The 14,661-nt window shown below is 64.8% G+C and carries 16 protein-coding genes; 6 read left to right on the top strand and 10 right to left on the bottom strand.

All coding sequences use genetic code 11. From position 1 onward, the window contains the following. Positions 1-15 precede the first annotated feature (15 nt). A complete protein-coding gene (locus AB0L82_RS32755) occupies positions 16-918 on the top strand; it encodes an oxygenase MpaB family protein (protein ID WP_364645187.1) in 903 nt (300 codons plus the stop codon). An 18-nt stretch (positions 919-936) separates the two neighbouring features. On the opposite strand, the gene AB0L82_RS32750 is transcribed toward AB0L82_RS32755, so the two are convergent. Together AB0L82_RS32750 and AB0L82_RS32745 are read right to left on the bottom strand one after the other, a co-directional pair. Further along, complete coding sequence (locus tag AB0L82_RS32750) at positions 937-1,461, bottom strand: cytochrome C5 (protein ID WP_364645123.1); 525 nt, start codon at positions 1,459-1,461, stop codon at positions 937-939. A 112-nt stretch (positions 1,462-1,573) separates the two neighbouring features. After that, positions 1,574-2,800 carry a methyltransferase gene (locus AB0L82_RS32745; RefSeq protein WP_364645120.1) on the bottom strand — a complete coding sequence of 409 codons (1,227 nt, stop codon included), beginning with the start codon at positions 2,798-2,800 and terminating at the stop codon, positions 1,574-1,576. A gap of 740 nt (positions 2,801-3,540) precedes the next feature. Between AB0L82_RS32745 and AB0L82_RS32740 the strand changes: the two genes are divergently transcribed. Beyond that, on the top strand, positions 3,541-3,879 hold the full coding sequence (locus tag AB0L82_RS32740) for a barstar family protein (protein ID WP_364645184.1): 339 nt from the start codon (positions 3,541-3,543) through the stop codon (positions 3,877-3,879). 13 nt (positions 3,880-3,892) lie between these two features. Here AB0L82_RS32740 and AB0L82_RS32735 read toward each other — a convergent pair whose 3' ends face one another. The 6 genes from AB0L82_RS32735 to AB0L82_RS32710 form a co-directional block, all read right to left on the bottom strand. Further along, complete coding sequence (locus AB0L82_RS32735; RefSeq protein ID WP_364645117.1) at positions 3,893-4,357, bottom strand: SgcJ/EcaC family oxidoreductase; 465 nt, start codon at positions 4,355-4,357, stop codon at positions 3,893-3,895. Positions 4,358-4,425: 68 nt separating this feature from the next. Then, a complete protein-coding gene (locus AB0L82_RS32730) occupies positions 4,426-4,944 on the bottom strand; it encodes a hypothetical protein (RefSeq protein WP_364645114.1) in 519 nt (172 codons plus the stop codon). Positions 4,945-5,037: 93 nt separating this feature from the next. Further along, positions 5,038-6,264: a helix-turn-helix transcriptional regulator gene (locus tag AB0L82_RS32725; protein WP_364645111.1), complete on the bottom strand. Its 1,227-nt coding sequence runs from the start codon at positions 6,262-6,264 to the stop codon at positions 5,038-5,040. Positions 6,265-7,177: 913 nt separating this feature from the next. Next, complete coding sequence (locus AB0L82_RS32720; RefSeq protein WP_364645108.1) at positions 7,178-7,681, bottom strand: GNAT family N-acetyltransferase; 504 nt, start codon at positions 7,679-7,681, stop codon at positions 7,178-7,180. A gap of 277 nt (positions 7,682-7,958) precedes the next feature. Then, positions 7,959-9,161 (bottom strand): FAD-dependent oxidoreductase, encoded by a 1,203-nt coding sequence (locus AB0L82_RS32715; RefSeq protein WP_364645105.1) that lies wholly within the window; start codon positions 9,159-9,161, stop codon positions 7,959-7,961. Between the two features lie 139 nt (positions 9,162-9,300). After that, entirely contained in the window at positions 9,301-9,933 is a 633-nt protein-coding gene (locus AB0L82_RS32710) for a maleylpyruvate isomerase family mycothiol-dependent enzyme (RefSeq protein ID WP_364645181.1), read from the bottom strand. Positions 9,934-10,287: 354 nt separating this feature from the next. On the opposite strand from AB0L82_RS32710, the gene AB0L82_RS32705 reads away from it, so the two are divergent. The 4 genes from AB0L82_RS32705 (at position 10,288) to AB0L82_RS32690 (ending at position 12,964) form a co-directional block, all read left to right on the top strand. Then, complete coding sequence (locus AB0L82_RS32705) at positions 10,288-11,298, top strand: hypothetical protein (RefSeq protein ID WP_364645102.1); 1,011 nt, start codon at positions 10,288-10,290, stop codon at positions 11,296-11,298. A gap of 230 nt (positions 11,299-11,528) precedes the next feature. After that, positions 11,529-11,966 carry a DUF4189 domain-containing protein gene (locus AB0L82_RS32700; RefSeq protein ID WP_364645099.1) on the top strand — a complete coding sequence of 146 codons (438 nt, stop codon included), beginning with the start codon at positions 11,529-11,531 and terminating at the stop codon, positions 11,964-11,966. 501 nt (positions 11,967-12,467) lie between these two features. Continuing rightward, positions 12,468-12,677, top strand: a complete 210-nt coding sequence (locus AB0L82_RS32695; protein WP_364645095.1) for a hypothetical protein — start codon at positions 12,468-12,470, stop codon at positions 12,675-12,677. Between the two features lie 56 nt (positions 12,678-12,733). Continuing rightward, on the top strand, positions 12,734-12,964 hold the full coding sequence (locus AB0L82_RS32690; RefSeq protein WP_364645092.1) for a hypothetical protein: 231 nt from the start codon (positions 12,734-12,736) through the stop codon (positions 12,962-12,964). Here AB0L82_RS32690 and AB0L82_RS32685 read toward each other — a convergent pair. Together AB0L82_RS32685 and AB0L82_RS32680 are read right to left on the bottom strand one after the other, a co-directional pair. Next, the gene (locus AB0L82_RS32685) at positions 12,911-13,486 is read right to left on the bottom strand and encodes an HD domain-containing protein (RefSeq protein ID WP_364645089.1); all 576 of its coding nucleotides are present in this window, start codon (positions 13,484-13,486) and stop codon (positions 12,911-12,913) included. The genes AB0L82_RS32690 and AB0L82_RS32685 overlap by 54 nt on opposite strands. Positions 13,487-13,502: 16 nt before the next feature. After that, entirely contained in the window at positions 13,503-14,618 is a 1,116-nt protein-coding gene (locus AB0L82_RS32680; RefSeq protein ID WP_364645086.1) for a helix-turn-helix domain-containing protein, read from the bottom strand. Positions 14,619-14,661: the final 43 nt, after the last annotated feature.

Here is a 14,661-nt window from a genome sequence, read left to right as displayed (position 1 = left end):
ACCGTGCATCGTCGTATGTCGGTCGCGAAGACTCCCGAGCCCGGCAGTGCGCCGACGCTGACCCTGGAGCAGACCCGCATCAATATTCCGTCCGTGCACCGGGTCGGCGGCAAACGGCTACCGCAGCTGCCGGACGCGCTCGACTTCTGGGGGCTGTCCAACGCGCCGGCGAATGTGGCCATGCAGATGGCGTGGCCGGAGGTCGGACGCGGCGTGGTGGAGAGCACGGTGGAATCCGGTGCGCTCATGAAGCATCCGTGGAAACGACTGCGCACCACCGCCTCCTATCTGGCAGTCGCCATCCTCGGCACCGAGGAGGAGAAGCAGGCCATGCGTGCGGCGGTCAATGTCGCGCATCGGCAGGTGCGGTCCCAGCCCAGTGCGAAGGTCAAATACAACGCCTTCGATCGCAATACCCAGCTGTGGGTGGCCGCGTGCCTGTACGTCGGCTTCGAGGATTCCTACCAGATGCTGCACGGCAGAATGAATTCCGAACAGGCCGAGGCGTTCTACTCCACGGCCGCCGCACTCGGTACGACTTTGCAGGTACACCCGGATATGTGGCCCAAGACCCGGGCCGATTTCGACGCGTACTGGCTCGATGCCTGCCGGCGGGTGAGCATCGATGAGCAGGTGCGGCAATACGTCGACGACCTGCTACATCTGCGCATGATCCACTGGTATCTGCGGCTGTTCTTCGGCGGCCTACTGCGCTTTCTGACCGCCGGATTCCTGGCACCCCATATGCGCGAGCATATGGGCGTGGCCTGGACCGCGGCGGATCAGCGCCGCTTCGAGCATCTTTTCCAGTTCGTGGGCTTCGTCAACCGATTCCTGCCCAAGTTCCTGCGCAATGTCGGCGGCCCGCAGATCGGCTATGTGCGGCATCGGATTCGAAAGCACCAGCCACTGGTGTGATGATCCACGCCGGTCGGGTCAGGGATTGTCCGCCGCGCTGAGGTGGTCGAGGAGATCGTCGACCGACTCGAATTCCACTGTCTCGACATCGTCATCCCTGTCGTCCACCGCGACACCGTCGACGGCGAGATCCTCATCGAGTTGGGCTCGAATCCAGCTGTCGGGGAACTGTTTCGGGGCGGCGAAGGACAGCAGGGTCGCATCGTGGAAGACGACGGTGGAGCTGAGGGTCAGGTCATCACGTAGGTCGATCGGTTCGGCGATGGGTTGGTCGCCGACGGCCTCTTCGATCTCCTGTGCGATCGAATCGATGATCCGGTGCCAGCGTTCGGGGGTGATGGTGAGCAGCCGCTCGATCGCGGCCAGCAAGACGGTGGCATCCGGGTCGGGGTGGTCGGCGAGTTCGGGATCGACGTTCACCGCGACATCGACTCCGGCACTGGGGATTCGGGCGGTTCCGTGGATGAAGTCATCGGCGATCTGCGGTTCGAAGAGCAGCCCGCTGCGGGTGATGTCGTTGTGCAATCTTTCGAGCGGGGTCACCGGAGACATCTTTCCACGTCGACGCGCTATCCGGATCATCCGAGGCGGGTGCTGAGTTCTCCGGAGGCCGCAGTATTTCGGTGGAGAGGCCCTGCGACCTCCCCGTCCGACTTCAGCGTCGAGGAGCGAGTCGCCACAGCATGGTGCGCTCGCGCGCGCGGGCGGTGTGCAGCGGGTCGCTGGCATCGGCCGCCCGGGAGTGGCGTGGTGCGGTCTGGTCGGTGCCGATCACCTCGAGACCGGCGGTGGCGATGCGTGCGAGCAACTCGTCACGGGTGCGCAGGCCCAGGTGTTCGGCCAGATCCGAGAGGATGAGCCAGCCTTCGCCCTGTGCGGTGAGATGATCGGCGAGTTCGGCGAGGAAGCGGTTGAGCATCTCGGACGCAGCATCGTAGATGCCCAATTCCAATGCCGAGTGGGGGATTCCGGGCAGCCACGGTGGGTTGCACACGATCAGATCCGCCCGAGTGGTGTCATCGGGCCACATGTCGGCCTCGGCCACGCGGACGCGGTCGCCGAAACCGAGCAGCCGGACATTCTCGCGCGCGCAGCGCACCGCGCGCGGGTTGAGATCGGTCGCGAGGACTTCTCGCGCGCCTCGTCGTGCCAGGACCGCGGCGAGTACACCGGTCCCGGTGCCGATGTCGAACACCAGCGGTTCATCGATTGGAAAAGGCACGGCCGCAATGAGATCGATGTACTCATCGCGCGTCGGAGCGAAGACGCCGTACGCCGGATGCACACGACCACCGGTGGCGGTGATGTCGATACCCTTGCGATGCCACTCGTAGGCGCTCAGCACCCCGAGCAGCTCCGACAGCGAGATAACCGTTGTCGCACTGGAGATTTGACCCAACTCGTGCGCCGGTTCCCCATATGCGTGCTCGCAGGCCGCGCGCACATCGGGTGCCCTGCCGAGTTGGATCGAGCGATCGCCTTCGAGCGCGATCAACACGCTGCCCAGGAGCGCGGCGCGCTGCGATCGGGCTTCGCGCTGCGCGTGGAACATCGCACCGAGTTCGTCCGGCCCCGAAGCCGATTGTGCCGATAGGCGCCGATCCTGCGAGGGCGGCGCCGATCGCTTGGTGGAGCGGCGACCCCTCGACTCCGGAACCGATTTTCCGGCCAGGCGACGATCCATAGCCCGCAGCAGGTGCCGGGCATTGTGGAAGTCGCCCCGCCAGAGCAGCCCGGTGCCCGAGCGGGCCAGACGCAGGGCATTGTTCGCCGTGGTGCGATCGTCGATGACGACGATATGCGCCGCGGCGGGAGTTCCATTCTCCGAATGCCAGCGGGCGGTATGGGCGATGTCGTTCTCGGTCCAACTGATCGTGGACATGCATGGCTCCCGTGCGGGTCGAAGGTGTCGATGGCCGACGACGCTTCGGTGGGAGCAGGGCGTGGCTACCTTCGAGGGAAGGGCGGCAACACCACGTGCTCCGATGCCGAAGCGCGGAAGCGGCGGTCGCCCAAAACCAGGCCCATGTTCACTGCGGATCAGTACCTTCCGATCGGATACCCGCTCAATCCTCGCACATCAGTGCGGCTGGACTGGAGTTGGGAGTACATTCGCCTGCCTACTCACGGCCGACCGTGGCGAGCGGCGATGACGAATGGCACGATCACGTGATGGGTACACCCGGCCGATATCGACTCACCGGCGACGACACCGACGACCTATGGGGGTACGCAGTCGACGCGACCGGACTGTTCACCCCCGATCCATCGGCACCGGATACCCCCTACGCGCGCCGCGTGGTCCTACTCGGCTGCGCACCCCGGGGAAACCTGCGCCGCGCCACCGAACGGCTCGGCACCAAACACGCCTCGCTCGGCAACGCACACCTCGACTTCCTCGATCCCAGCGGTCATCTCCTCGCCAGCTACTTCGCCAATTGCGTTACGGCCGAACATATTCAGCCGAGCGCGGCCGACCCCGCCGTGTCCGACGTGACTCTGACGCTGTCGTGCGGTGAGCTGCGGCCCCACGCGCAGTGGCCGTGGGATCTCATCCGCTCCGGCCGACTCACTCGAAACGGCCTGTGGCACAACCTCAATCGGCCAGCCCTGCGAGCGTGGCTGTCGGTAGCGGTACACCGACACTCACCCCGCCCTGACGATCCGCCCGAAACCCGATACGAACTCGACGGATCCCACGTCATCGACGAGGACACCTTCTACTGCGCCATCGGAGAAGCGGTGAACGGCCCGGGCGGATACTTCGGCTGGAACCTCGACGCCCTCGCGGACTGCACGCGCGGCGGGTTCGGAGCGACCACGCCGTTCACCATCGTATGGAACGAATCAGCTACGGCAAGAACTCATCTCGGCAGGCGAACCAATCGAGACGATACCTCGATCTTCGACATCATCATGGAGATCTGCGCGCAGAACCGCATCGAGGTTCTACTTCGCTGAGCTTGCCACAACCTCACACGTCGGCAGGTTCCGCCGCCGGTGGTCCGGCGCTTCCCGCCACATTCGTATTGTGCACCGAGCAGACCCACCAGTTGTCGTCGTGCTCGGTGAAAACCCATGTCCCGCGGTTGGTTACCGCGAAATCCGGTGTCCGTAGCGTCTGCTCGACATTGACGATCGCATGTCCACCGGCGAGCAAGCGCACAGCCAGGATGTCGTAATGCGCCTCGGCATCCGGGCTGTTCCGCATCGCGAACTGGTGATAGTCGTGCAGCTCATCCCAGTTCCGAACCATCTCGCCCGCCGGATTGATGAAGACCACGTCATCGGTGAACACACTGTCGAACGCAACGGCATCCTTGGCCCCGAGCGCGGCCTCGAGCCGCTCGAATACCCCCGCGATCGCGCTGAGCACGGCATCCTGATCCGTTGCGACGACGCCGGCCGTCGGCCGCGCGCCGTGAGTATCGACAGTCATCGCTCCAACATACGTCCACCCGACTTCACCGGTCCGACTCGATTGGCGTGCGACCAACACAACGTCGGCTATTCGGTGTCGACCGCACCGAGGGTCCGTTCGATATCCCATATGTGATGAAACCCGTCATGAGCGTTGTTACGTGCCACGTCAGCGGCCGTTTGCCGGCCGCGATCGGTGTGTAAGAGAACGACATCCGCTTCGAGTGCCGCGGTGATCGACTCCACCCACTCTCGCGAAGCATGCTCGAGCGACCACAGCGCGCCAGCGAGTGCGACGTCGTTGTAGCGACGACCCCGGCCGATCAGGTCCGCGTTATAGCCGGTGACCTCGGTCGCACCACCAAGACGTGCTCCCGCCAATCGTTCAGCCCAGATTCTCAGATTATCGACGATGTGACTGATATAGCCGGACACTGTCCAGCCCAAATCGGGGTGCAGTTCAGAGCCGGTCCGATCATGCAGCAAAGCCCGGCATCGCGATGGTAGCTGCCTGACCAATTCGATCGCCTGCTCGGTGGTCGTCGACCACTCGAAACCGCAACCGCCACAAGGATCTCCATACAGATCCGCACCCCAGCGTTCCATGTTGGGCAAGTCAACAGCCCCGCAGGGGCCCGATCAAGTCCTCACCGCCGGAGCAACTCATGGCTTGTCGCAGCGCGTACGGTGCACGCCGATTCAGGACGGTACGACACCGACGCGACGTGCGAGTCTGCCGAGTTCACCGGTTGTGAGCTCTCGTCGCGCGGTCCGCATCATGTGTCCAACGAGCTCCTGAACAGTGACCATATTTCGAACATGTTGGGGCGCAGTGTGTTCGGCGCGCAGTAGGGCGTACAGGGAGTCTCGATAGTTCGCCTGCATGGCCTGGGCGCGACCGATCTCGACGAAATACTGCGCACGTCGTCCTTCATTGGGCAGCTCGTCTATCGACAGGGTCGGAGCGAGAGCGAGTACCCGGCCAGGCTCGCGGCTTTCCATCGCCGCGGACATCTGCCAGAGCGTGACATTGGCCGGGCCGAATGACTCGTTTCGTGCCACGGAACGATTGGGAGCGGTCTTCGCATCGGCCAGTCTGCTGGCCTGATCGGCCGCCTCGGCCAGATGCGGCGCAGGGTCTTTTCCCATCGTGGCAGCCACCATGGACGCTTGCAGGTGCAGCATTCCGTACGTCTCGATCTCACCGATTGTTCGAACGTCAGCGCAGATCCGCTCGGCGGTGTCCATGGTGGTCGCCAGCGCAGCCGGCAGCGCGCCGGGGCGCGACAGCATGATTTGTCCTCGACTAAATGCGGCGGCCGCGATCTGCGCGATTTGGCCGGTACGGTCGGCCGCACGTTGAGCTTCTTGCGACGCCGTCCATGCGAGCGCGTGATAGCCGCGAGCGCGGAGCGCGGAGGCGACACCGTATGCGACAGTGCCGAATATGTCCCATGCACGCTCATCGTCGGTCTGGCGGACGTGTCGGTAAGCGTCGGTCAGCATCGGCACGAGCATCGGACCCAGTGTGGCGTAGTCGCAATTGTCGCGAATTCGGGTGGCCTCGCGCGTCATCTCGAGTAGGCCATCCACACTGCATGGCGGGCGGGTGTCGGTGGTGTTCCCCTGTGACCACAGCACGGTTTCGATATCGGGAACCACGGAGTGAAATCCGGCGGATGCAGGGTCGAGCTTCTCCTCTTCATGGCCGGTCAGATCGTTCATGGTGACGCCGAGTGCCTGCGCCAAGTCCAACAGGGTGCGGCGCGAATCGACAGGTCGCTCGCCGCTTTCGTACTTCGCCACCGCGCCACGTGACTTGCCGATCCTGTCGGCCAATACCTGTTGGGAAATACCGCGGCGTTTCCGGATCGTGCGTACTCGCTGGCCGACATAGCGGCCTTCGCGTTGCTGACTTTCGCTCATTGGTTGGCCCCTCGGCGCTCGCCTTCACGCCATGCTAGCGAGTGTCCCGGTGCGGGACCGTTCGAGCGACGAATCCTGACACCCTTCGACGTGGATCGGCCGCCGGGTCGAGCCTCCGTTCGATTGGCTCCTCTGTGGCACAACCTTCGTGAGAACCAAAGGATGACATGGTCATGCCTGCGCAGCGAGATTTGTGGCTTACTCAGTCCCGCAACTGTTTCGATGAACCCTCGATTTCCGAACTCGCTCATGCTCGGCTCCTATTGGGCGCTCATGGTGCGCACGGCCCGCAGTGCCTTGTCTATATGGCGGCTGCTGCCTACAGCGCCGGGCTCGCCGAGGATTGATCGGTAATGAAGCCCCATGTGCTCCTTGTAGGCATGGCGATTCCAGTGACGCCACCCCGGGCGAATCTTCCCGATTGGCACGAGGTGCTTGCGGCTTGCTGTGGCCACATCGGCGACGAACCAGATGCGCACCCGGTCACGAAGCTCGCGCGTGCTCTCGCCGAACTACACCTCGCTCGGCGACGATACCCGGGGCGGGGGAGCCTGGACATGACTCGGCGGCTGGTGATCACGTGCATCGACACCTGGGTGCAGTGCTGCGCGCCATTTCCGGACTGCTGCAACGAGTCTCCGGGTGCTGCAATTGACCGACTCGCTGCCGCGCAAGTCGAGGCAATTGAACTGCTCCACACTTGTGAAAGCGCCTCCGATGAACTCGTTCACCAAGCATGGTGGCGGCTGGCCGAATTGGCGAACAAGTGGAGCGATTACGTCGGCGCGGTTGTTCACGGGCAGTCACTCACCCCGCAGGACCGCGCTCGAGCAAGGGCGGGACAATAGCCTTCGGTTATTCGGCGTGTGTGGTGGCCTGGCGTCCATCGGAAGTGAAACTGGGCGGCATGTGGTTATCGATCCATGACCCAGTACATGCCGCGACCGGATTCGGCGGGGGCACGCTTTGCGCGGGGCTCGATCCGGTCTAGGCGGTAGCCGAGGCGGCGTGCGACGGCCGCACTTCGGACGTTGGCCTCGTCGCAGTGGATTTCGACCCTGTCGACACCTGGCAGTGCGAACGCGAGCTGAGTCAGCGCGGCCGCACTGCGGGTCACGACACCGCGACCGGTGTGCTCGACGTGGCACCAATAGCCGATCTCCACGGCCGGTGGGCCGAGGCAGTCGTGCAGGCCGATCGCACCGAGCACCGCGCCCTCGGTGTCGAAGATGCCGTAGTTGAAGGCTCGATCGGGCGTTGGCCACCCATAGGCGACGCGTTCACCGAATGCGCGTTGGCTATCGAGTGTGGTCGGCTCGGCGAGCCATTCCATCCACGGATGGAGGTGCTCGTACGACGTCGTAATCGCCTCGAACCGTCGGATCAGATCCTCCGGTTGCCAGCGTCGTATCAGCATATCCTTCAACATGATTCGCTGAGGTGGGCAAACGCCAGGTGCGAGAGTCGGAGGCAATTCAGGATCCATGTGAGCGCGGCCTCCATATCGCGCGTCCGGAGAACACCGTCACGTCAACGCTCCTGTGTCGTGTGCCTACCTCGTCGAGTGTCCACGGTAGCCGGTCATGCGAGGTGGTTCAGGTCCGATTTCGCCGAGTCCGTACCCGAAAAGATTTGAGACAGAGTGAGTCTCGACGCGGGGGCATCGCGGGGATATCGGTGGCCTGGTTTGGCGGTCAGTTGTTGGCGCGTTGGATGGAGCGTTGGACCAGGGTGCGGATGCCGGGGAGTTGGATTGCGCGGAGGGCTAGTTCGCCTGCCCAGACGTGGGTGCGTGTTGGTGGGGCGAAACGGGCGATTCCCTTGCGTGCCAGTGACTGTCGCTTTTTCACCTCGGGGCGCAGGGTCGTCTCCCAGGTGGTGAGGGCAGCGGGGATGTCGTTGTGGGCGGCCAGGGCGGTGCCGAGTTGGTCGGCGCCGTCGAGGGCGAGGGCGGCGCCGTAGCCGGCGAATACCGTTACGCACCAGGCGGCGTCGCCGAGTAGGACGACTCGGCCCTGGCTCCAGCGGTCCATTACGATCTGGCCGACCGAGTCGAAGTAGGCGGTGCCGGGGTTGGCGTCGAGTTGAGGGAGCGCTTCGGCGACGCCGCCACCGAGATCTCCGAATGCTCGGGTGAGGGCGGGTGCAGGGCCGAGAGTGAGTTCGGTGTCGGAGTCGGGGCAACGGTAGGCGAAGAATGTCGAGGACCTTTTCGGTCCCAGGTTCATTACCGCTGCTGTGCGTCCGGGGCCGATGTATGTGGTGCCGAATCCGTCGGGCAGGTGGGCGGGAGGTGTTTCCAGGGGAAATGCGCCGACCATGTGGCCCAGGTCCACGAAATACTCTGACTCGGGGCCGAATACGAGCTCTCGAACGCGGGAGTGCACACCGTCGGCGCCGATGAGCAGGTCGGCGCACAGGCATGTGTCGTCGCTGAGGGTGACTTCGGCCTGCCCGGGGGTCTGGGCAATGGCCCGTACCGTGGTGCCGAAGCGGATGTCGGCGGACCCCGCGACGGCGTCGTAGAGTGCCGACTCCAGATCGCCGCGGAACAGGCTCAATGCGCGGTTCCCGACGGCGGCCTCGGTGACGGCGGCGGGGATTCTGAGTTTCTCGCGGCCGTCGGCGTGGACGAGGACCGAGGTGAAGAATCCGATATCGCGCGGGGTCAATGCCGGTATCAGCCCGAGCCGTTCGGCGGCGTCATATCCGGGTCCGTGCAGGTTCAGCAGATAGCCGCTACTGCGGCGGCTCGGCGCGTGTTCGATCACGACGATGTCCCAGCCCTGCTGATGCAATCGCAGCGCGGCGGCCAAGCCCGCGATCCCCGCGCCGACGATGATCGCCCGCTTGCCCGATGACTCATGCTGGCGCGCAGCGCTTTCGAAGGCTTCCATTCCGACTCCTCGGCTCGATGTGCTGTCGGCGAGGACCACTCACGAACTCTCGCCGTGCGTCAACTAATAGTTGACTTGAGGCGTATCGTCAACCATTGGTTGACCATTCGAAGGGTTCTGTGTGCCAGCCGCTGATAACTCAGAGGAAGACGCGGGCGATTTCGAGCCACCTCTGGGCATAGGGGCCGACGGCGGTGAGATTCGTGGGGCTGAGGGGCCTGCGGTGGGTAACACGGAGGCAGAAGTCCAGGGCGGTGCCGTGGACGCGTTGTTCGGCGTCTTCAGGGCCCCAGGTCCAGGTGTCGCCGGTGGGAGCGATCAGCTCCACTCGGAATGGGGTTGGGGGAGTTGGTAGTTGGGCTGCATAGAACGACAGGGGAACCCCTGCAACACCCAGGGCGGCCACATGGCGGAGGCGGCTGGTCGGGGCGTGGGTGGCACCGAGGGTGTCGTAGATGTCCTGGCCGTGGGCCCAGGTCTCCATCAGGCGCAGCGGGATCATCAGTTGCGGGGTCAATTGCGATCCGTACCAGGGGAATTCGTGGGTCAGGGGAATCTCGCCGAGGGCCGCGGCCAGCTCGGTTCGGCCGGTTCGCCACCGGTGCAACAGTTCTGATCGTGGCAGGGCCGCTCCCTCGTCGGCGACCAGGTCGGCATGGGCGGGGCCGTCGGCGTCGGCGCGTTTCAATTCGCCCTCGAAGGCTTGGGGGTCATGCAGGGCGTTCAGGACGTTCGCCTCGGCGGCGGCGAGATGGGCGATCTGGTGGGCGATCGTTCATCCGGAGGCGGGGGTGGGCAGGGTCCAATCGGGCCGACTCCAGATCTATCCCTCAGCCACCCACTTCACGGTCCTGACCCAGTCCGCCGCCGACACCGAATCGTTCCTGGCCGCCGTCCTTCCGAGCCGCTGAGTCGTGGAATCGACTCGTGTTCAATGCGTGCCGACCGATCCGCCCGGCGGTCGATGCGTTGGCAGCAGCGGGCCGCCGTGGGTCGCCTGTGGCAAGATGCGCGGCGCGGGCAAGGCGGGTGCCCTGCTCGGGGATTGAGAATTGGGGAGGGATTGATGTCCGGGATCAAACGCAGCTATCGGTGGCCGATCGGCTGCATCCTCGGGGGTATCGCGATGATCGCGATCGCGGTCGGAAGTCTGCAAAGCGACGCCCCGGTCTGCGGGAGTCTGACGATGCACGAGGGTGACACGTGCGTGTCCGGGAACAGCTCCCGGACTCTGGAGGAGAAGAAGAGCTCGGGCAGGACCCTGGGCTACATCTTTCTCGTGCTCGGCATCGCGACCTCGGTCGGGGGTGTCATCGGCACCTACTCGGCTGCTCAGCACAACGCGGGCGTGGGCCAGGCGGGAGTGGGCTCGACCCGGACCGCGAGCGCGGCGGAGCGCCGACGGCGGCCGGCATTCTTTGCCGGGCAACAACGTTCGAGGGCTCAGGCCCAACAGGACGCAGACGCCGATCGGATCGCCGGGGTGCGGGCAACGGTGATGGACGAGGGCGAGTTGCCACCGCCGGACCAGATGTGGGGACGGTGGGCCGCGATAGCGGCCGTGCTCGCGGCAGGTGGATACGAGGGCATTCGCGTGCTCTCTGCTGCGGCTCTCGGTGTCGAATTGTCCAGCGGCAGCGGAGGATCGACGTTGCATTTGCTGCCCGGCGGGGGGCTGGTGTTGTCCGGCGGGATGGCTTCCTCGCCGGAGATGGCGGCCATACAGGATGAGAGCCGTCCACTACCTGCCCTGTATGCCGGTGCGCCCGCGGAGATCTGCGATGAAGTGCTCGATCCGCGCGCTGCCCGCCGTGAATTGACATTCGTGTACTGGTGGGATCCGGCGTTGGCGCGGTGGTGCAAGGGCGAATCCGCGGCCGTTACCGACTACGCGTGGCGGGTTGTCCCGGCATTCTGGGATACCCCGGGCGCGGTGAAGATGCTGGCGGCGATCGAATGCGTGCGCGGGCAGAACGCCACGGCGATCGAGGCGTTCGTCGACGCGGCCGTTTCCCGTACGGTGACCCGCGAGCATCTGGTCGCGGTCCTGGACCCTATGACGGATCTCAAGGCGGGAATGCGCGCGCTCACGCTCGCTGGGGTCACAGCGGACTCCGCGGCGACCTCCAGCCGTTAGCGGGGCTGTTTCGGCTGACCCCGGCTGATGTGGCGTTCGTCGAGTCCCGGGCACGCGCTCGCCGCCCCGGCCGGACTACGGACCAGCCCCGATTTCTGACCTCATACCTGCGCGACATTGGCGACGGCAGCAACTCGCCGTCTATTGGTGAACGCAAACGGATTGGACATCGTCGTACCGGTCGACCAAGATCGGGCCGTACTGTAAAGCGTTGTGGGAGGGGACTTTTCTTGAAGTCGACAGCACGAAAGTACGCCGTGGTGGTCATTGCCGCGGCCGCAGTCACGGTGATGGGTGGTCCGGTCGCCAGTGCCGAGCGTGGTCCAGGTGGGTATTACGGTGCCATCGCCGCGACGACCGATATGCAGGGTGGCAGCGGTTGGGGTGCGGCGTGGAACTATCCGAGCGCGGACGCCGCGGAGCGTGATGCGATGAGCGAGTGCAATGACCGGCGTTGTGAATTGACCGTGAGCTGGTCAAATGGCTGCGGCTCGGTCGCTGAAAGCCAGGGCAAGGTGTGGCATCGCGGCGGGGTAGGAGCCACACGGGAAGAGGCTGAGCAGAACGCGCTGAACAAGCTGCGTGAGCTGACCAACCAGCCGTCCTCGGGAAGTGTCGCGGGCACTCACGACGACGGGCACATCCTGGTCACCAAATGCACCAACTGATCACACGGATTCCATTGCGCCGCAGGTGATCTCCTGAGCAGCCGGAGCCGGAGCCCGGCCCGATATGGACTGTGGCACGACCGACGCCTTGGCCATTTGAAGGCGTGGCATATGGCCGCCCTACCCCAGGGCTGACTCAACGATCTCGTCACCGAACTCTCCGCACTCTGAGAGTCCTTGCGCCCCTGGGGTTTACCTGACTCCGGGGGCGCGTCGGTGCCGTGCTGCGACCGCGATGACCGCTGCGGCTCCTACGATTGTCACCAGCGAGATCAAACAACCACCACCGCCGCCACCCTGGATGCGACGGCTGACCTCATGATTGTTCATTGCGCGACGCAGATTTCCGCCGGAAACACTGCCCCAATCCGTCGGCATGATCCACCGCTTCTTTCTCTATCGACACGCGGCCGAGAGGTCCTCCTCATTGTCGCTGACTTCATCGCCGAATTCCATCCAGGTGGGGCCACCACGGTACGCGTGACGCTTTACCGTGGTGGCATGGCGAAACTGAACATCACCCTTCCGGATGCGACCGCCGAGGCTCTGCGCGCGAGTTCGGACGGCAACGTCAGTGCCGAGATCAACCGGGCCGTTCTCCAGCGACTCGCGGACAAGGAGTTGCGGCGCATCGCCGCGCACGAACAGCAGAACCCGCCGAAGTACAGCGATACCGACTTGGCGCGTATCGGCATGGGCATGCCCTTGTGAGGGAACTGCGCAAGGGCGATATCTCTACCATCGCCGCTGGTGACAGCTAACTGGCAGTGGTGATCGTCGACGGCCAGACGCTCTTGCGTCATCGTGGTGTGGCGCTCGCGGTGCCGGTGGTCAATGCGCGCGAGATGCCGAAAGACCTGCGGATCTTCTCGATTGGCTGGGATGAGGGCCGCGTGCTCGCGATGCACCGGAATTATGCGTTCACTCGATCCGACGCGGGTCGTTCACTGCCGCCAATGCAGGGGCGAGGTGGTCAGGGCGGCGTCGGCAATCTGTAGTGCGCTGGTGGTTTTGAGTTTGCTGTAGGAGTCCTCGATCCACTCCTGCATGAGTGTGTTTCCCGCAGCACGGTATTCGATGGCTTGAAAGAGGCACTCGAGGCGGTCGGCGTCGCGGGCGGCGACCGCCTCGAGGGTGGCTTGGGCTTCGAACTCGGCGACTGTCTCGCGCAGCAGGGTTTGCAGCAGGTCGGGCATGCGGGCGACTTGGGCGGCGGTGACGGCTTCGTGGTCGACCGCGGGCAGGAATGGTTTGGCGGTTTTGTTGAGGTCGCGGGTGCGCGTCTCTTGCGAGTCGTGCCAGACGGCCATGTGCGAGGCTCGCGCTGGGTCGCCGCCTTCGAGGGCCGCGATCAGGGCCGCGAGTTGGGCGGTGCGGCAGGTGTGGTCGGCGACCGATTCGGGGTTGGGGACGTGTGCGTCGAGCCAGCCTTTTCGTGATTCGCGTTTGAGGGTGCCCAGTTCGAATGCGAAGGCAGCGATTTCGGTTGCGGCGGTGGGGCCGAGCTGGGGTGTGTCCATCGTGTGGTCCTCCGCGTCAGGGGCGTGCAAGACGTGCTGCGTAGGCCAGGTTAGCCAGATCTCGTCGGGCCTGGGAGCTCAAATCGGCGTCGCCGCTCATCTGGTCCACAACTACGCCGAGGAACTGGCGTGTCGCGGGGTCAGCGGCGAGCAGATAGGGGTGGCTGGCAATCAGCTCGGCGAGGGTGTGGGTGTACAGGTCTGCTTGTTCGGCACCCGGGCGCAGCCTGTCGAGCAGGTGGCGCAGCAGCTGTGTGCCTGACCAATGGCGCGGGTCTGCTTCGAACAGCGCTGTGTCGTCGGTGAGTGTGGCAGACCCGAGCTCTCCGACCCAGTAGGCGTAATAGGTGAGGTTCGTCAATTCCTGAGCGTGGTCGTCGTACAGACGTGTCAGGTAGGCGTGCAACGGTTCCCGGTCGCCGGTGGCCGCGAGCGCGATTGCGGAGGATCGCGCCCGTAGCCAGCCCGGTGCATTGTCGGATTCGAGGCAATTCAAGGCGTGATTCAGTTCGCCCGAGAGCCAATGTGTCGAATCGGGTCGGTCGTCGAATCCGAGTAGATAGGTCGCTTGGCGACGTAAGAGGGCATCGTCGGGCGATCGGCATCGATCGGCCAGTTGCAGGAGGTTGTCGAAGAACTGGTGACGTTCGGGAATTGACAGGACGGGGCGGTCGGGGCGGGGTCCGCGCCCGCGAGGCCCGCCGAGTTCGGCCAGTTGCGCCGGTGGACGTCCCGTGATGGGCCAGGTAATCAAATTAGCGAGGGTACGTTGGTGCACGCCGACCGCGAGGGGATGGGCCGGGAGCGCGACCGTGTCCAGATCGAGGGCGAGGGTGTCGCCAATGATGAGGTCAGCCTCGAGGGAATCGGTGAGCAGCGCGGTGCCGACCGGTGGCGCTCCGTGACGGCTGAGCAGCATCCGTACGCGGGTCAGATCGCCAGCGCGCAACCCGGCGAGGGGACGGCGGCCGCTTTCCCAGGCATAGACGGTGCTGGGATCCACGCCCAGTAGTTCGGCCAGCTCTGTTTGAGTGAGACGGGTCGATTCGCGCAGCAGTTTGAGCAGGTATCCGGAGATGGCACCGAACCGCAAGGGGTGACTGGGGGTCTGAGTTTCGCCGAGCGTGCCCATGCGCGTCCTCTGCGTTTTCGCTGCTGCACCCGGCGCTACTCGT

It is taken from the genome of Nocardia sp. NPDC052001, assembly GCF_040680615.1.
GTDB lineage: Bacteria > Actinomycetota > Actinomycetes > Mycobacteriales > Mycobacteriaceae > Nocardia.
The sequence above is the reverse complement of the archived record's forward strand: the minus strand, read 5'-3'. Positions and strand labels throughout refer to the sequence as shown.

Bases quoted from the DNA above. Each gene is read 5' to 3' on its own strand.
- AB0L82_RS32755 (WP_364645187.1), top strand. From the start codon at position 16: ATGTCGGTCGCGAAGACTCCCGAGCCCGGCAGTGCGCCGACGCTGACC.
- AB0L82_RS32745 (WP_364645120.1), bottom strand. From the start codon at position 2,800: ATGTCCACGATCAGTTGGACCGAGAACGACATCGCCCATACCGCCCGC.
- AB0L82_RS32735 (WP_364645117.1), bottom strand. From the start codon at position 4,357: ATGACTGTCGATACTCACGGCGCGCGGCCGACGGCCGGCGTCGTCGCA.
- AB0L82_RS32730 (WP_364645114.1), bottom strand. From the start codon at position 4,944: ATGGAACGCTGGGGTGCGGATCTGTATGGAGATCCTTGTGGCGGTTGC.
- AB0L82_RS32725 (WP_364645111.1), bottom strand. From the start codon at position 6,264: ATGAGCGAAAGTCAGCAACGCGAAGGCCGCTATGTCGGCCAGCGAGTA.
- AB0L82_RS32720 (WP_364645108.1), bottom strand. From the start codon at position 7,681: ATGCTGATACGACGCTGGCAACCGGAGGATCTGATCCGACGGTTCGAG.
- AB0L82_RS32715 (WP_364645105.1), bottom strand. From the start codon at position 9,161: ATGGAAGCCTTCGAAAGCGCTGCGCGCCAGCATGAGTCATCGGGCAAG.
- AB0L82_RS32705 (WP_364645102.1), top strand. From the start codon at position 10,288: ATGATCGCGATCGCGGTCGGAAGTCTGCAAAGCGACGCCCCGGTCTGC.
- AB0L82_RS32695 (WP_364645095.1), top strand. From the start codon at position 12,468: ATGGCGAAACTGAACATCACCCTTCCGGATGCGACCGCCGAGGCTCTG.
- AB0L82_RS32685 (WP_364645089.1), bottom strand. From the start codon at position 13,486: ATGGACACACCCCAGCTCGGCCCCACCGCCGCAACCGAAATCGCTGCC.
- AB0L82_RS32680 (WP_364645086.1), bottom strand. From the start codon at position 14,618: ATGGGCACGCTCGGCGAAACTCAGACCCCCAGTCACCCCTTGCGGTTC.